General features: G+C 46.4%; 16 protein-coding genes. 13 read left to right on the forward strand and 3 right to left on the reverse strand.

Going from position 1 to position 15937, the window contains the following annotated elements:
* The first annotated feature begins 22 nt into the window (after positions 1–22).
* The 7 genes from ACN6NF_RS04260 to ACN6NF_RS04290 all read left to right on the forward strand — a co-directional run bounded on the left by ACN6NF_RS04260 (position 23) and on the right by ACN6NF_RS04290 (position 7885).
* A complete protein-coding gene (locus ACN6NF_RS04260) occupies positions 23–985 on the forward strand; it encodes a carbohydrate ABC transporter permease (RefSeq protein WP_474315455.1) in 963 nt (320 codons plus the stop codon).
* 3 nt (positions 986–988) lie between these two features.
* Positions 989–1828 (forward strand): carbohydrate ABC transporter permease, encoded by an 840-nt coding sequence (locus ACN6NF_RS04265; protein WP_013369500.1) that lies wholly within the window; start codon positions 989–991, stop codon positions 1826–1828.
* Between the two features lie 209 nt (positions 1829–2037).
* Entirely contained in the window at positions 2038–3324 is a 1287-nt protein-coding gene (gene ilvA, locus ACN6NF_RS04270; protein WP_474315457.1) for a threonine ammonia-lyase IlvA, read from the forward strand.
* 196 nt (positions 3325–3520) lie between these two features.
* Positions 3521–4495 (forward strand): glycoside hydrolase family 43 protein, encoded by a 975-nt coding sequence (locus ACN6NF_RS04275; protein ID WP_474315461.1) that lies wholly within the window; start codon positions 3521–3523, stop codon positions 4493–4495.
* A 203-nt stretch (positions 4496–4698) separates the two neighbouring features.
* On the forward strand, positions 4699–5784 hold the full coding sequence (locus ACN6NF_RS04280; RefSeq protein WP_474315464.1) for a FecCD family ABC transporter permease: 1086 nt from the start codon (positions 4699–4701) through the stop codon (positions 5782–5784).
* A complete protein-coding gene (locus ACN6NF_RS04285) occupies positions 5784–6809 on the forward strand; it encodes a FecCD family ABC transporter permease (RefSeq protein ID WP_474315466.1) in 1026 nt (341 codons plus the stop codon). The genes ACN6NF_RS04280 and ACN6NF_RS04285 overlap by 1 nt, the downstream gene beginning before the upstream one ends.
* 128 nt (positions 6810–6937) lie before the next feature.
* On the forward strand, positions 6938–7885 hold the full coding sequence (locus ACN6NF_RS04290; RefSeq protein ID WP_474315468.1) for an ABC transporter substrate-binding protein: 948 nt from the start codon (positions 6938–6940) through the stop codon (positions 7883–7885).
* Positions 7886–8048: 163 nt separating this feature from the next.
* Here the strand turns inward: ACN6NF_RS04290 and ACN6NF_RS04295 are convergent, their stop codons facing one another.
* Positions 8049–8480 (reverse strand): hypothetical protein, encoded by a 432-nt coding sequence (locus tag ACN6NF_RS04295; protein WP_474315470.1) that lies wholly within the window; start codon positions 8478–8480, stop codon positions 8049–8051.
* A gap of 196 nt (positions 8481–8676) precedes the next feature.
* On the opposite strand from ACN6NF_RS04295, the gene ACN6NF_RS04300 reads away from it, so the two are divergent.
* The 3 genes from ACN6NF_RS04300 to ACN6NF_RS04310 all read left to right on the forward strand — a co-directional run bounded on the left by ACN6NF_RS04300 (position 8677) and on the right by ACN6NF_RS04310 (position 10956).
* A complete protein-coding gene (locus ACN6NF_RS04300) occupies positions 8677–8976 on the forward strand; it encodes a hypothetical protein (protein ID WP_474315472.1) in 300 nt (99 codons plus the stop codon).
* Between the two features lie 274 nt (positions 8977–9250).
* Positions 9251–10075, forward strand: coding sequence for an alpha/beta hydrolase (locus ACN6NF_RS04305; protein WP_474315475.1), 825 nt, complete (start codon positions 9251–9253; stop codon positions 10073–10075).
* Positions 10076–10167: 92 nt separating this feature from the next.
* Positions 10168–10956 (forward strand): dioxygenase family protein, encoded by a 789-nt coding sequence (locus ACN6NF_RS04310; RefSeq protein WP_474315478.1) that lies wholly within the window; start codon positions 10168–10170, stop codon positions 10954–10956.
* 72 nt (positions 10957–11028) lie between these two features.
* On the opposite strand, the gene ACN6NF_RS04315 is transcribed toward ACN6NF_RS04310, so the two are convergent.
* The gene (locus ACN6NF_RS04315; RefSeq protein ID WP_474315481.1) at positions 11029–11952 is read right to left on the reverse strand and encodes a hypothetical protein; all 924 of its coding nucleotides are present in this window, start codon (positions 11950–11952) and stop codon (positions 11029–11031) included.
* A gap of 279 nt (positions 11953–12231) precedes the next feature.
* A complete protein-coding gene (locus ACN6NF_RS04320) occupies positions 12232–12750 on the reverse strand; it encodes a DoxX family membrane protein (RefSeq protein ID WP_474315483.1) in 519 nt (172 codons plus the stop codon).
* 250 nt (positions 12751–13000) lie between these two features.
* Here ACN6NF_RS04320 and ACN6NF_RS04325 point away from each other — a divergent pair, with 250 nt between their 5' ends.
* The 3 genes from ACN6NF_RS04325 to ACN6NF_RS04335 all read left to right on the forward strand — a co-directional run bounded on the left by ACN6NF_RS04325 (position 13001) and on the right by ACN6NF_RS04335 (position 15902).
* Positions 13001–14095, forward strand: a complete 1095-nt coding sequence (locus tag ACN6NF_RS04325; protein WP_474315486.1) for a DUF3048 domain-containing protein — start codon at positions 13001–13003, stop codon at positions 14093–14095.
* A gap of 188 nt (positions 14096–14283) precedes the next feature.
* A complete protein-coding gene (locus ACN6NF_RS04330) occupies positions 14284–14898 on the forward strand; it encodes a DUF47 domain-containing protein (RefSeq protein WP_013369515.1) in 615 nt (204 codons plus the stop codon).
* A gap of 14 nt (positions 14899–14912) precedes the next feature.
* Entirely contained in the window at positions 14913–15902 is a 990-nt protein-coding gene (locus tag ACN6NF_RS04335) for an inorganic phosphate transporter (protein WP_040102097.1), read from the forward strand.
* The last annotated feature ends 35 nt before the right edge of the window (positions 15903–15937 follow it).

Raw genomic sequence — 15937 nt, forward strand, 5'->3', positions numbered from 1 at the left:
AACAGGAAAGGGAGTGAGATTCATGGCAACGCCCGTTCATACGAACGCTAATGTACCGACAGGTCAGCCGCCAAAAACTCAGCGTCCGACCAGAAGCCAATGGAGCCGATTTATTCATTCCAGTCGTACGGCACCGTATGTATTTGTCCTTCCATTTTTACTGTCCTTTGCGCTGTTTTTTGCGTATCCGGTCATCTCGACGGTCATTATGAGCTTTCAGGAAGTCCTGCCAGGGATAACAACTTACGTTGGCCTGGAAAATTATAAGGATTTAATGAATCCTACATTTGGAAAAGCAATTTTGAACAGCGTCCTGTACACGCTGCTTACACTGGTCGTGCTGATTCCTCTGCCACTGGTACTGGCGGTATTGCTAAATTCGCCTAAAATGCCGGGTAGAGGGCTGTTTCGCTCCGTAATGTTTATACCCGCACTCACCTCAGTGGTGGTAGCAGGAACAATCTTCCGACTCATGTTCGGGGAATTGGACGGCTCGCTGATGAACTCCCTGTTGGGGATATTCGGTCTTGAGCCTTACAAATGGCTAATGAATGCGAACACCGGCTTTTTAGCGTTGATCGTGTTGGCCTTATGGAGATGGCTGGGGGTAAACATGCTGTACTACATGTCGGGGCTACAGAACATTCCTCCCGAGTTGTATGAAGCTGCGCAGATTGATGGGGCCAGCCGCTTCGAATCATTTTGGCGGATTACGATTCCTATGCTGAAACCCGTGACGATCTACGTATTTACGATCAGTATTTATGCCGGGTTATCCATGTTCACCGAGAGCTATATGCTGTGGAACGGAAATAACTCCCCGAATGATATTGGATTAACGATTGTGGGCTATCTCTATCGCCAAGGTCTGGAACAGAACAGTATGGGCTTTGGAGCAGCGGTGGGTATTGTATTGCTCGTATTCACATTAGTACTGAACCTGATCCAGCTCAAATTTTTTGGCATGTTTCGGAAGGAGGATTAAGCGATGGCTCAGAAACAAAAAGGCCCATTATCCGCATTTCTCGTTGTCCTGTTCATCCTGTTTGCCGGGTTCGCCCTGTTTCCGCTATTTGCCGTGACGCTTGCCTCATTCAAGCCATCAACGGAGCTGTTGCGCTACGGCTTGAATCTCAAGCTGGAGTGGGCCATCATGTCCTTAAAAAACTATGCGTTCATCTTTCAGGGGACGACGGATTATTTTCAATGGTACTGGAATAGCCTTGTCATTACCGTCTTGTTTACGGTGTTATGTCTGATATTGTCTGCGATGGTCGGGTATGGCCTGGAGATGTATCGTTTTAGACTGAAAAATGTGATTTTTACACTGGTGCTGGTCGTGATGATGATCCCGGTAGAAATTATTATGCTGCCACTTTACAAACTCATGATCGGTATGAAGCTGATCAATACGGTATGGGGTGTGATTTTGCCATTTGTCGTCGCACCGATTCCGATCTTTTTCTTCCGTCAATATTTGAGCGGAGTACCCAAGGACTTTATGGATGCTGCACGGGTTGACGGCTGTTCAGAGTATGGTATTTTTGTGCGGATTATGATGCCTCTGATGGCACCTGCCTTTGCGGCAATGGCTATTTTACAAGCTATGAACAGTTGGAATAACTTCCTGTGGCCGATGATCGTATTGCGTACTAACGACATGCTGACACTGCCAATCGGTCTGTCCAGCCTGCTGACGCCATATGGCAACAATTATGATGTGCTGATTGCCGGTTCAGTCCTGGCTATTTTGCCGATTCTCGTCGTGTTTCTGTTCTTCCAGCGTTATTTTATTGAAGGGATGACGGCAGGCGGGGTAAAAGGATAATCATTACGGTGCTGAATGAGTCGACTGAATACAATAAATATATAGAGTCAGGAAGAGCGGTCGGGCATTGTCTCGGCCTGTTTTTTTATGAATTCAATGATTTTCATTCTCATTTTCATGGCTATCAACTGCACAAGCTATAGGTAAACGTGGTATGATGTTTGAAAGATTTCAAATACAGAAATATTCAGGCGGAGCGTGGAGAACCTATGGAACCAACAGAAACCCAGAAAACCGACCCGGCCACAGCGTCAACCGTGGGCATGGAGGATATTGTACGGGCTCATCATATGCTGCGTGAGGTGATTGTTCGTACACCTTTACAGAGGGATGCCGTCCTATCGGCCAAATATAACTGTAATGTGTATCTGAAGCGAGAGGATCTCCAAGTTGTGCGGTCCTTTAAAATCCGTGGAGCTTACAATATGATCCGCAGCCTAACTCCTGAGCAAATGGAAAAAGGGATCGTGTGCGCGAGTGCGGGTAATCATGCACAAGGTGTGGCTTTTTCATGTAACGCGCTTGGCATCCACGGTAAAATATTTATGCCGAGCACAACGCCCAATCAGAAAGTGAAGCAGGTACGTCGTTTTGGCGGAGACAGTGTAGAGGTCATTTTGACCGGAGATACGTTTGACGATGCTTATGACGAGGCTATGAAGGTATGCAGCGAGCAGGAAATGACCTTTATCCATCCGTTCGATCAACCAAAAATTATTGCGGGCAATGGTACGATTGCGATGGAAGTTATGGAGAGTCTGGATACACCTGCGGACTATATGTTCGTGACGATTGGCGGCGGCGGTTTGGCGGCAGGCATAGGTACGTATGTCAAAACGGTGAGTCCGGCCACCAAAGTAATCGGTGTAGAACCCCTAGGCGCAGCATCGATGACGGAAGCAATGCGTTTGAACAAGGTCGTTACACTGGAGCACATAGACAAGTTCGTTGACGGGGCTGCGGTGAAGCGAGTGGGTCAGTTAACGTATGACATTTGTAAACATACCTTGGATGATATTGTGAAGGTCCCGGAAGGCAAGGCATGTACAGCGATTCTGGCGTTGTATAATGAAAATGCGATTGTTGTGGAGCCCGCGGGCTCGCTGCCTGTAGCAGCACTTGATCTGTATCGTGAGCAGATTCAAGGCAAAACAGTAGTCTGTATCGTCAGTGGTGGCAATAACGACATTGATCGTATGCAGGAGATTAAGGAACGCTCCCTGATTTACGAAGGACTAAAGCATTATTTCATGGTGAATTTTCCGCAAAGAGCAGGGGCACTGCGTGAGTTTCTTCAGGAGGTGCTTGGACCAGACGATGACATCACAAGGTTTGAGTATACGAAAAAGAATGATAAGGAAAATGGCCCGGCGCTGGTCGGCATTGAGTTGTACCACAAGGAAGACTATCTTCCTTTAATTGAACGAATGAATCGCAAGGGCATTCAATATACGGAATTGAACAAAAATGAAAATCTGTTTAATATGCTAATCTAGCAAGGAGCCTACGGGCTCTTTTTTTTGTATGTGCAATGTTATGCGTAGTTTATAAATTTCTTTTTATTTGAAATAAAGCGTTTACAAAACAGAAGTTTATAGGTTAATATATGTGTAACTTCATAAGTATAAACACTAATGTAATAAGCGTGTCACCGATTTTCATTATAAGATACTTATTCGGAGGTGCGAAAGAATGTTGAAAGCATGGAAAAAATCAGTACAGGGTAAATTCGCCCGAACAGCGTTTGCTGCCGTAACTTCGGCTGCTTTGTTGCTGTCCGTGGTGCCGTCTACATCAGCCGAGCATTGGGCGTTAACTGGTGATGTGGCAGCACATGATCCGTCCATCACGAAGGAAGGCAATGCATGGTATATTTTCTCGACAGGGCAGGGGATACAGGTTCAAAGATCGGATGACGGACGCAATTTTTACAGATTGCCGCAAATCTTCTTGTCGCCGCCATCTTGGTGGAAATCGTATGTACCTAAGCAGAAGACTAATGACGTGTGGGCACCGGATGCTCAGAAGTACAATGGACGTGTCTGGGTTTACTATTCCATTTCTACTTTCGGGTCGCGCACTTCGGCCATTGGCTTGACTTCAGCAACAAGCATCGGTGCAGGAAGCTGGAGAGATGATGGACTGGTGCTGCGTACGACGGATTCTGACGATTATAATGCGATTGACCCGAATCTGGTCATTGACGCTTCCGGTAACCCGTGGCTTTCCTTCGGTTCATGGAATTCAGGCTTGAAAGTGACTCGACTAGATAAAAATACGATGAAGCCAACGGGGCAGATTTATTCTATTGCTAGACGTACGGCTGGTGGTTTGGAAGCACCGCATGTTACATACCGCAACGGCTATTATTATCTGTTTGCTTCCATTGATAACTGCTGCAAAGGCGTAGACAGTAATTACAAAATTATTTATGGTCGCTCCACCAGTATTACCGGACCGTATGTAGACAAGAGCGGAAAAAGCTTGATGGACGGCGGTGGAACGATACTGGATGCGGGGAATGACCGCTGGAAGGGACCGGGCGGACAATCTGTCTATAACAACAGTGTGATTGCGCGTCACGCCTATGATGCCACCGATGGCGGAAATCCAAAGTTGCTGATTAGTGATTTGAAGTGGGATTCAGCAGGCTGGCCTACGTACTAAAATAGAGGGTTACTTGAGATCATTCGAGTAGCGCTCTCCCATAGATATATTCAAAAAACTGTTCCTCCTAATGGGGGAACAGTTTTTGGCTTGCAATGTCATAGAAACATGCTATTATGTATCAAGTTGATAATCATTATCATTGACGTTATCGTAATGAGAGCCATGGTGGCTTTCAGGTATGGAGGGAGTGACCTCACCGAATGCAGTCTAAAGACAGCCTGGATAAACATACAGCTTCGACAGAGAGGACCGCTCCTGAAGTAGCCTCTGTAGCCCGTCCGGTGCTCCGAGCGGGTAGGATTCGGCAGGCGTTGTTGTTTACAGCTTCTGCTGTATTGTTGGCCTTGGCCATATTCGCTGCCATTTCTTTTGGAGCCAAGGACCTGACCGTAAGCACGGTGTGGTCGGCAGTATTCCACTATGATCGTTCGCTGATGACACACAGGATCATTCATGAGCTGCGATTGCCGCGTGTACTCGGTGCAGCCATCATTGGGGCTGCGCTGGCAGTTGCAGGCTCTCTGATACAAGGCATTACACGCAACCCGCTGGGGGACACAGGTGTGCTGGGCATTAACGCAGGAGCGATGTTTGTAGTTGCAGTGAGTTTTGCTTTCTTCCCCGATCTACCATACGGGACGTTAATTATATTGTCGTTCCTGGGGGCACTGATGAGTACCTTACTGGTATTCGGGCTGGGAGCTTCCGCGCCAGGGGGATTGACCCCCATGAGGCTAACGGTGTCTGGAGCTGTGACAGCCGCCTTGTTAGGTTCTATGACTTCGGGAATTGCGATTTATTTTGATCTAAGTCAGGATTTAGCCTTCTGGTATGCGGGTGGTGTTGCCGGAATCAAATGGTCGCAGCTTGGGATCCTTGCACCGATTTTGCTTATTGTGATCGCTTGGTCTATGGGGCTCGCACGCTCCATTTCATTGATTTCAATGGGGGATGAGGTAGCGCTGAATCTGGGATTAAATCTCAGGCGCATCCGGCTGTTAGGGCTGCTAACTGTGGTGGTCCTGGCTGGACTGTCCGTATCGGCTGCCGGGGCCATCGGCTTTGTAGGCTTGGTCGTTCCACATATTGCTCGCAAACTGATCGGTGTGGATTATCGCCAGATCGTACCATTGTCTGCATTATTGGGAGCCGTGCTACTAGTGCTGGCTGATTTGGGAGCGAGAATGGCGAATCCACCGGAGGAGCTAGCTATTGGAATTATGGTGTCTTTTATCGGAGTACCTTTTTTCCTCTTTCTCGCTCGTAAGGAAAGGAGGGAACTATAGTGAGACGCTCTCTAGGGACAGGGGATACAAGAACGACCAAGGCTTGGCTCGTTTGCTTAGTATTGGCGGGAATTAGCTTTGTTGTCCTTGTGCTGGGTTTGAATACCGGAACGATTCGTATTCCACCGCTACGTGTGCTGGATACACTATTTGGCGGGGGGAGCGGACGCGATCACATGGTCCTGTTTGAATACCGTCTGCCGCGGATTGTTGTAACGGTGCTGGCTGGAGCGGGACTGGGTGCAGCCGGGACGGTCATGCAGGGCTTATCGCGAAACGCACTCGCAGATCCGGGAGTGCTGGGCCTTCATGCGGGGGCTGCGTTGGGCCTGGTGATGTATGTCAGCTTTTTTCGCGATCTGGAAGGATCAGCAGCCCTGTTCATTCCCTTGTTTACCTTTGCGGGGGGTGTCATTGCGGCGGTACTGATTGTTGTGTTGTCCTATAGTAGCAGCAGAGGAATCGTGCCTGTGCGGCTGATCCTGTCCGGTATCGGTGTAGCCTCAGGGCTCAGCGCCATCACGCTGTATTGGTCGTTGCGGCTGGATGAAGATACGTATGCATTTACCGCACGTTGGCTGGCTGGCAGCGTATGGGGACGGGACTGGATACATGCAGTGGCTTTACTACCGTGGATTGTCATTGTATTGCCTTATGTTCTATCTCAGACACGTAGCCTGAATAATCTGTCGCTGGGTGATGAGACCGCAGCTGGAATTGGTACAAGTGTGAAGCGCCAGCGCTTGATATTGCTTGGCGCAGCAGTGGCTCTTTCGAGCGCCAGCGTATCCATGGCCGGAGGCATCGGTTTTATTGGGCTGATTGCGCCTCATCTGGCTCGCCGTCTGGTTGGGCCGATGTATCAGCATTTGCTGCCAGTAGCCGCTTTGGTCGGAGTTGTCATTCTGGTCACAGCAGATACGATTGGTCGTTCGGTATTTCAGCCGAATGCGATTCCAGCAGGTGTAGTGGTTGCTGTGGTAGGAGCTCCATATTTTTTATTCTTGTTGTCCCGAACCAAATGACAACAGGATTAGGTTACATATGAAATCCAAAGCTGCACATGATGCAGCATGCTGAACAACAACGAAGTAGAAGCCTTGACGATTTAACTTTATAAAATAGAGCTTCTATAGTATAGGGGAGAATATTCATGAGAAAAAATAGATTTGAGGGTTCAGGGCTTAAACGTTCATGGGTAGCCCTGTCTCTTGTTGCATGCATGATCATGCTGTCCGCTTGTGGACAAACAGCAAACAAACAAGCAAGTGATACGAAAGCGGCCGATAGTGCCCAAACCGCCATTAGTGCGGATTCGCGTATTGCTTCAATGTCTATTCATTTGACGAATAATCTGTTGGCGTTGGGCATTACTCCAGCAGGTTCGGTTATTGGTGGAGATGTGAAGGATTTTCTGCCCCATGTAAAAGATCGTCTTCAAAATACTCGTAAGCTGGGAGTTGTCACAGACCCCGATATGGAAGCGGTACTGGAACTTCAACCTGATCATATTTTCCTCGACAAAAAATATTCGGGAACTGATGTGGCCAAGTTCGAAAAAATTGCACCGACCGAGGTTTTTGATTTGGATGAAGGCACATGGAAGGATCAATTGAAAAAAATAGCTGCCATGGTTAAACATGAAGCACAGGCAGACACCTTTCTGAAAGATTACGATACACAGAGGGAACGGGTCAAAAAGCTCATTCATTCCAAAATCGGAGACGGGACGGTCATGGCTGTACGTGTCACAGCAAAAGAAGTTCGTGTCATGGGGATGAAGCGTCCAGTAGGACCGTTGTTGTATCAGGACTTAGGCTTGAAGCCAGCTAAAGGTGTGGAAAAGATTAACAAGGCCTACCAGGTTGTATCCCAAGAGGTTTTACCAGATTACGATGCTGATGCCATCCTGGTTATTATCAGTAAAGGTGCGGATGCCCAAAAGGTATATAAGCAGCTGGAGGGAAATACAGTATGGCAAGGACTCAAAGCTGTGAAGCAAGGTCATGTCTACATGTTGGACGGACAGCCTTGGCTGGACTATTCCGCGATGGGGCACAAAATTGCATTGGATAATGCAGAACAACTATTTTCCAAATAAATGCGAAAGTACATCAAGCCGTATTCCCCATGCATCTTCTTGCAGGTGGGGATAAGGCTTTTCTGACGATTCCCAAGCTTCGAGTCAGATGGCTGATTGCAAATAAAAAGGAGCTGCTACGATTCCGTAATGAGGCAGCTCCAGCACTGTGTGAATTGCAAGATTATGAACGTTTTTTACGCAGAAAAATCGGTTTGAGTCCAATAAAGCCAATAGCCGCAAGCACTACATTCATCCAAGGTGAGATTTTGAATACCGGTAGCACACTGCGCAGCGCAAGTCCGGCGACAAGAATGACAACAACCAGGACTACATACATCAAGATGGATTTGAAATTCATTTGGGGCTTCACGGGAGCATGGTCTGGCTGCTGTGTCTCCTCGCCTTCTTCCGGACGGTCCATGAAATTCATCAGTGCTTCAACCAGCAGAATGGCACCTGCGGCGATAATGATAAGGGTGGAAAGGCTAATTTTTTCAAAAGGTGAGATATCCCCGCCTGTGAAGGTGATAAACCAACCGATAATCGCCTGTGTCAAGAAAAACATGGACAAGGCAACCCATGCAATAAGCGTATAATTTTTTGCTTTATTCATTGCTTCCTCCTGCTTTATGATCGTATCCCAAGCTGATGGAATCACCATTTTGTAACAAAGACAGTATACGTGAGGAAACGACGGATGGCAAAAGGCTTTATCCATTATGTATATTACCGCTGCATTCTCCTCAAACTGGATACAGGGTGAGCACATAGAGCAACCTGAATATAAAACGTTGAGAGGATGTAGCATCATGGAACTGGAGAACCAGGCAGATTACTCAGTCCAAAAACGACTGACAGGGGCTCCGAACGGGAACAGCGGGGGAGCCTTGCTTGCAAACGTAAGTCACCGGAGCGTTCAAGGGACATCTCCAACGTACCGTATATTGGACGATGCTGAAGTGACTGAGGATACAGTATTTGTGGGTGAACTAGGTGAACAGAGCTTCCGTAGCCTGTGGCATGAAGATCAAAATAACGGCGCCTCTTGTAAACTGGAGTGGGAGGGACGAGTCGAAACCCACCAAATGTTCAGGCACAGCTACGAGTAGCAAGTCGTCTGCTTTAATGTAGCGGAGGCACTCTATAAGCGAGTAGTATGGCGTTCTCCGGTATCACATCGGGGAGCGCCATTTGTTTACTTCCGTATCGGTATGAACTGACAGGTTGACAAGGAAGCAGGGCGATGATAGACTGACTTTACTATAAAACTTATTAAACTTATCGGAATTAAAGTGAATGAATATCCTGGATGGATATTCCACGTTACTATAAGAGTTTGAATGATGAAATGTTGTAGTGAAGCTTGAAACAGGGGGAATCAGGATGGAACGGCAAATTGGAATTCGTTTTGAACATGAGGAACTGGCCGCCACAATTCATTATCCAAAGCGTACGAATGGGGGAGAGCGTCAGAGGCGAGTTCCGCTCGTTGTCATTTGTCACGGTTTTGTGGGCAATCGTATCGGAGTCGATCGCTTATTTGTCAAAACTGCGCGTGAGCTGGCCGAAGGGGGATATTTTGTACTGCGTTTTGACTTTGCCGGTTGTGGGGAAAGTACGGGTGAATACGGCAAGCAGGGGCTAGAGTCCATGATTAATCAGACACGCACCGTGTTGGATTACGCCGTGAATTGCGCGGACATTGACCCCACTAAAGTTACGCTGATCGGTCACAGTTTAGGGGGCGCGGTTGCTCTTCTCACAGCTGTTCGTGACAAGAGAGTACAGAACCTGGTCCTTTGGTCAGCAGTCGGCTACCCGTTCAACGATATTGTCAAAATAACGGAGCGAAGCGTGTACGACGAGTCTGTTAAAACCGGTCATGCAGACTATCTGGGCTATAAGTTTACACCTACTTATTTTGAGTCATTAGCTCAATTCCAACCGTTCCAGGAGGCCGTTAAATTTAATGGTGATGTGCTCGTTATTCATGGCACCTCGGATGATATCATTCCTGTGGATTATGCATTTCTGTTTCAAAAGGTATTCTGGATGCGTTCAGAAGGACGCTGTGATAAGGAGATTATTTTCCAAGGAAATCATACTTTCTCGTCAGGCAAAGAGCGGCAACAGCTGATTGACCGCACACTGGAATGGCTGGATGAACAGGAAAATATTCAACGGGATTGGCAGCACTGGATGATCTGATTTCAGGGTGTAACGGATTGTATTGGAAATTGCGCCTCCGCCGGAGTAAAATGAAAGAGTAACACTATACTGGCGTGTGGAGGTTGGCAGCGATGACATTACCCTCAATTTTTGTTGCGCATGGTTCACCGACACTGGCTGTAGAAAATAACGCATATACCAGTTTTCTTGCAAAGCTGGGCGCGAGCCTGCCCCGACCCAAAGGAATTGTCATATTTTCCGCGCATTGGGATAGCCCCGATCAATGTATCGGCGCGGATGATCAGCATGCAGCGTTGCACGATTTCTACGGCTTTCCCGAAGAAATGTACACTCTTGATTACCCTGCACCAGGCGATCCAAAGCTGTATGAGGAGATAGGGCATCTGTTCAGTCAGCATAACCTGTTCCACCAGCCGGTTCGGAACCGGGGACTGGATCATGGAGCATGGGTGGTTTTGCGGCATATATATCCTGATGCGGACATACCGGTCGTCCCCTTATCCATTGATTCACGACGCGATCCCCAGGAGCAATACGAGATTGGACGGATGCTGGCGCCACTGCGTGAACAAGGGATTTTGATCCTCGGTAGTGGGGGCTTGGTCCACAACTTGCGGACACTCAAGCAGACGAGTGAGCCAGTCGATTGGGCCGTTCAATATGATGACTGGATCGCACAGCAGCTTCAGGACTGGAATTTGCGTCATCTGTTCCAATATGACAAGAAGGCTCCGTATGCCAAGCAGGCGGTTCCTTCGTATGGAATAGAGCACTTTTCGCCTTTGTTTTACGTGATGGGGGCTGCGGATCATGATCGTACCGCGCGTAAGCTTTTTCAGTCGTATGTCCTTGGCTCATTGAGTCTTAATTGTTGGGCTTTTGGTCAAAATGATCTGTAAATGTAAGAAAAAGAACTTCCGAAACCACATGGCGTGTGGGGTTGGAAGTTCTTTTGGTGTGTTCTTCTTTGATTAATTAGCAGGCACGTTCTTTTTTAGCCAGGCGGATACTTGCGGAGTTCGCATATCTTCATTTTGATCCAATAGTGTCATAAATGCCTTCAGCTTTTGAATGTAGGTACTCTTCGAATCCCTGTTGCGTTGAACGACGAGCTGATACCCTATCTTGGCATTGGGACGAATCTTCCCGGTGTCATCATCGAATAGTGGTGTATTGTTCGTACCATAAAAAGTATAGAAGAAATAGAGATCATGTAATGATTTCACTGCCTGTGTACGATTGGAATGTGGATATTGGGTTATAAATGACTCTTGCGCCAGCACCCTTCCGGCTAACTGTTGATAACCGATGTGTAATGCCGCATTCTTGGTAGCCGGCTGTCCAGATTCCGTTGCCATGATGTCAATATAGCTGCGGATATCTGCGGTAATGTCATTTCCGAATACTTTATATTTTTCATAGTTGATGACTGGGTAAAACATGCCTTCTGCGGTTTCAAGTTTGTAGCCGGCATCTCTGGATTGAGTGAGTAATTTTTTCAGTTTTGCATCGTTTGTCCGACTGATTACATTAGTGAACGAATCACCGGGTTTATAGACTTGATTAATCTTAGTTTGAACAGAGGTCGGATATAAGGTCTGTGCATATGAATCCAATTGCTGTTTCTGTGCATTTTCGAAATGTAGCACTAGGATGGTAGCTTGAGAGGCAGGAATGGATTGAATATGTTTTTGCAAATAAATGAATGCCTGAGGTAGCTTACCTGGTTGGCGAAGTAGCTGCTCGAAGGTTTTGGAAATATGTTGTACAACTTCTGCTTGAGATATTGTAGTAGATGTCGCTGCTTTGGCTGATGTCGTAGATCCCAATCCGATCGTCTGTACTGTGAAAGTTACTGCTGCGAGCATGAGATAGGCTTTGGTGATTTTTTTCATGGTATAACCCTCCATTAGGTTCTTTGATGTAACTGTAGTGTACAAGGTAAATGTATCGTGAACATTCCATGTTGTATCCAACTTGTAAACGTTCGGGGGAAAGATGAACCCGAAAAAGGAGTCTCCAAGTCAGGATGGACTTGAGGACTCCTTTGTTCATTTAAATAGAGGAGGGTACAGCGTAGCTACACAAAACACCAAAGAGACACCAAAGAGAAGCAGCACAGCTGCACAAAAAAACAACCATTAGCCGGAGGATAACGGTTGTTTTTTGGATAGTTAAGCTATTTTTCGATTGGGGTCCGTTTGATAAGTATTTTTATTTTTACCAAACAGTCCGCGCAGGAAGGGCAGTACCCAACGGTCAAAGCCGATTCTTCCGGCATTTGCACCAGCAACGATAAGGAAGATTTCAACCAGCAGGTAGATTGCATTGGTGCTTACTGTACCCGAGAACAGGAACGAGAAGTTCATGACCATAGCCATCAAAGTAGCCAGTGTAGTCAATGTACCGAGAAGCAGGCCAACCCCGACCAAGAACTCACCCAATGGGATCAGGACGTTGAACAAACCAACATTCGGCAGGGCAAAGGCTTCAAGGAACGATCCCCACCAGCCTTGTACAGCGGGATGGTCTCCACCTGTTTTAGCAATGGCCCCCGAGATAAATCCACCTGCATCGAATCCGCCAGTCAGCTTCTCAAGTCCGTGGGTCATCCATTCATAACCTAGATAAACCCTTACTACGGTCAGCAGCCACATTGCCACTTTGTTCTCACGTAACCAGTTGTTAAACATTCAAACCACTCCTCTTTTTTAATCTATAATGATGGGTTGTATTTCATTTGGATTGGGATGATCATCTTTGCTACACCTTTATTGTATTAGGTTCAGTTACACTTATTTGTGATAAAAATCACAAAGTCTGAATGTTTTTTAAATTTTAATGTCTTCAGATAAGTATTCTATAGAGAGGTACTGCTTCAATCAAGACAAAAACAGGAAAAAAAGCTTATAATGAGAAAAATAACGATATGGAGGGATGAACTTGTCCGGGCCCATGTCCCAACGAAATCATTGGTTACGTGTGATGGCCTCAGCTCTGTTATGCATGACAATGATGTCTTGTTCTGCGATGTCCAATACGGGGGAATCTGAATCTGTTCCCCAACCGACCCAGCACGAAACAGAGAAGGAGGCGCTTGAACCGCCTAGGGAGCCAACTGTTCCGGCATTTACAGCTCCGCTTACCGGGCTTCCGGTGGAGCAGCCTGTTATAGAGCGGCCGCTGGCTATTATGATTAACAACGCTCCGGCCGCGCGTCCACAGGCGGGGCTTAGCCAGGCAGACATGGTGTATGAGGTTCTTGCAGAAGGTGGAATTACCCGTTTGGTAGCTTTTTTCCAAAGTCATGGTGGAGATGTGAAGATTGGTCCGGTCCGCAGCATTCGGCCGTATTTGATCGAACTGGGCGAAACCTATGGTGCGTTGCCGATACATGCAGGAGGAAGTACAGATGCCTATGCCATTTTACAGCAGCAGCGGAAGGAACATCTGGATGAAATTTCAAATGGAGGGGCTTACTTCTGGCGAAGTAAGGATCGTCGTCCACCACATAATTTATACACGGATGTGAGTAGGCTACGCAAAGGAAGCGAAAGCAAAGGGTATACCAAGCAGACGGAGGTTCCAGTATATTCATATCTTAAAACTGGTGAAACTCCAGTTATGGTGGACGAGAGTGCTACATCTTTACACATCCGGTTTTTGCTAAAAAGCTATCGCGTATCTTATACCTATGATCCATCGGATCAACGATATAAGCGTTTTGTGAACGAAAAGTCACATCTGGATCAAAATAATAATCAACAGCTCTCAGCGGCTAATGTTATTGTGATGAGCACGAGGCATCGAACGCTGGATGATGTAGGCAGACTAAGTGTTGAGCTGGACGGTAGCGGAGAGGCCATGGTGTTTCAACAAGGACAGTTAATACGTGCTGAATGGCAGCATACATCTGGCGATGCGATTCGGTTTATGAAAAATGGGGTTGAAATCCCGTTAACACCAGGTACATCCTATATACATGTAGTACCTGCAGATACTTCACTAACGGAACATGTAACGTTTGAAGCGAATTAGAAAACGTAATACACCTTTTTAGGAAAAAATTGTCGGATAATGACTGTCCATGTCGGGCATTGTATACGTATATCTTGAAATTTGCTTTTACAAACATTACAAAAACATTGATGAGTGTGATAAGATAGCAAAGGTTGTCTATTGCAGTCGAAACAGGTTGCGGATATTTTCGTAAAGGGGTAATCGTTATGAGATTGAAGAAAAAGGATATATTCTTCGAGACGTTGGAAAATATGGCAGATACGATCGTGCAAGCAGCCGATTATTTTGCCCAACATACTTCAAATTTTCAAGATGTTACTTTGTTTACCAATGAGATGAAGAAGTATGAAAATAAGTGTGATGATTACACACACACGATTATTACTGAGTTGAACAAGACCTTCATTACGCCGCTGGAACGCGACGACATCATGGAACTGACAACGACCATGGATGATGTGCTGGACGGTCTTGAAGCGACAGCCTCTCGTTTTTATATGTACAACATTACAGAGCCGGACGAGTATATTGTGCAGTTTGCTGATATTTTGCGTCAATCAGCTTACGAAATTCAGAAGGCTGTACATTTGCTTTCACAGAAAAAATTGTTGGCTATTCGTGAATACACCATTCGCCTGAATGATTTGGAAAATCAGGGGGATGAATTATTGCGTATTTGCATCAAAAACCTGTTTGCAACTGTAACTGATCCAATTGAGCTGATTAAACGCAAAGAATTGTACGAACGCCTTGAAACGACAACGGATTCATGCGAGGATGTTGCAAATATGCTGGAATCCATCATTATGCGTAACTCGTAAGGGAGTCCTTTTACATGGATACAAGTTTACTGGTATTAGGTATTGTTATTTTTCTTGCTCTGGCATTTGATTTTATTAATGGGTTTCATGATACGGCGAACGCAATTGCTACTTCGGTCTCGACCCGTGCATTGACGCCACGACGTGCGATTATTATGGCTGCAGTTATGAACTTTCTCGGGGCAATCATGTTCACGGGGGTTGCTAAGACCATTGGTGGAAGTGTTGCTGACCCTACCAAGCTTACGAATGGTATTGATATCGTTATTGCAACGCTGATCGCTGCGATTATCTGGAATCTCTTGACTTGGTGGTTCGGTATTCCTTCATCCTCTTCCCATGCATTGATCGGTGCGTTGGCCGGAGCGGTGTATGTAGGTGCGGGACAGGATAAATTAAATTGGAGCGGCTTCATCGGGATTGTTGAGGGCCTTATTTTCTCCCCGTTGATTGCTTTTGTTGTCGGTTACATTGTGATGATGATTTTGAAATACATCTTTGCTTATCGCAGTCCGCATACGGTAAACAAAGGATTCCGCACCATGCAGGTGATTACGGCAGCCATTCAGTCGTTTACGCATGGTACGAATGATGCTCAGAAGGCGATGGGAATTATCACATTCGCACTCGTCTCGGCAGGGTATCAAGACCATTTGGAAGTACCCATGTGGGTGAAAATTTCAGCTGCAACAGCCATGGCGCTTGGTACATCTATTGGGGGCTGGAAGATCATCAAAACGATGGGGACTAAAATTTTTAAAATTGACCCAATCAATGGATTCGCAGCCGACGTTTCGGGGGCTTCCGTTATATTCACAGCTACTTTGCTACATTTGCCAGTAAGTACCACTCATGCCATTACTTCTGCAATTCTTGGTGTGGGGTCTGCGAAGCGTTTTAGTGCAGTTCGTTGGTCATTGGCTGGTCGTATTGTAATAACTTGGGTAATAACGATTCCAATTTCTGCGCTGTTGTCAGGTTTGATTTTTAAAATTCTTTTCTAGTTTTCATCATGAATCCCTGAAAAAGAACATACAAT

The organism is Paenibacillus sp. TSM33 (genome assembly GCF_056099025.1).

Excerpts from the sequence above, each read along its gene's own strand:
- ACN6NF_RS04320 (WP_474315483.1), bottom strand. The coding sequence starts at position 12,750 with ATGTTTAACAACTGGTTACGTGAGAACAAAGTGGCAATGTGGCTGCTG.
- ACN6NF_RS04265 (WP_013369500.1), top strand. The coding sequence starts at position 989 with ATGGCTCAGAAACAAAAAGGCCCATTATCCGCATTTCTCGTTGTCCTG.
- ACN6NF_RS04280 (WP_474315464.1), top strand. The coding sequence starts at position 4,699 with ATGCAGTCTAAAGACAGCCTGGATAAACATACAGCTTCGACAGAGAGG.
- ilvA (WP_474315457.1), top strand. The coding sequence starts at position 2,038 with ATGGAACCAACAGAAACCCAGAAAACCGACCCGGCCACAGCGTCAACC.
- ACN6NF_RS04315 (WP_474315481.1), bottom strand. The coding sequence starts at position 11,952 with ATGAAAAAAATCACCAAAGCCTATCTCATGCTCGCAGCAGTAACTTTC.
- ACN6NF_RS04300 (WP_474315472.1), top strand. The coding sequence starts at position 8,677 with ATGGAACTGGAGAACCAGGCAGATTACTCAGTCCAAAAACGACTGACA.
- ACN6NF_RS04290 (WP_474315468.1), top strand. The coding sequence starts at position 6,938 with ATGAGAAAAAATAGATTTGAGGGTTCAGGGCTTAAACGTTCATGGGTA.
- ACN6NF_RS04305 (WP_474315475.1), top strand. The coding sequence starts at position 9,251 with ATGGAACGGCAAATTGGAATTCGTTTTGAACATGAGGAACTGGCCGCC.
- ACN6NF_RS04275 (WP_474315461.1), top strand. The coding sequence starts at position 3,521 with ATGTTGAAAGCATGGAAAAAATCAGTACAGGGTAAATTCGCCCGAACA.
- ACN6NF_RS04260 (WP_474315455.1), top strand. The coding sequence starts at position 23 with ATGGCAACGCCCGTTCATACGAACGCTAATGTACCGACAGGTCAGCCG.
- ACN6NF_RS04330 (WP_013369515.1), top strand. The coding sequence starts at position 14,284 with ATGAGATTGAAGAAAAAGGATATATTCTTCGAGACGTTGGAAAATATG.
- ACN6NF_RS04310 (WP_474315478.1), top strand. The coding sequence starts at position 10,168 with ATGACATTACCCTCAATTTTTGTTGCGCATGGTTCACCGACACTGGCT.
- ACN6NF_RS04295 (WP_474315470.1), bottom strand. The coding sequence starts at position 8,480 with ATGAATAAAGCAAAAAATTATACGCTTATTGCATGGGTTGCCTTGTCC.
- ACN6NF_RS04335 (WP_040102097.1), top strand. The coding sequence starts at position 14,913 with ATGGATACAAGTTTACTGGTATTAGGTATTGTTATTTTTCTTGCTCTG.